Source organism: Kineococcus sp. AC630 (assembly GCF_979255925.1).
This window is the reverse complement of record NZ_CEEDMJ010000144.1, coordinates 1-238: the sequence shown is the minus strand read 5'-3', so window position 1 is coordinate 238 and position 238 is coordinate 1. Positions and strand designations below refer to the sequence as shown.

Below are 238 nucleotides of genomic sequence, written 5' to 3'. Positions count from 1 at the left end.
CGCCGGGGGCGCGGGTGCTGGTCGGGATCGTCGAGGACCGCACCACGCCGGGCAGTGCGCGGCGCGCGTTCTCCGAGGACGGGCTGCCCGGGATCGACATGCACGCCTACGACGCCTCCGCGCAGCTCGCGGCGATCACCGCAGCGGGGTTGTCGCCGTGGTCGTACCGGTTCGTGCCGTCCTGGCGACACGACGAGTATTCCTACGTCTTGCGCTACGGGTTGTGGGAGCTGCGCGG

The 238-nt window shown here is 72.3% G+C and carries 1 pseudogene; it reads left to right on the top strand.

The annotated features are described in order from the left end of the window. A pseudogene (locus AC0I8G_RS26180) lies at positions 1 to 238 on the top strand (class I SAM-dependent DNA methyltransferase); the annotation flags it as partial.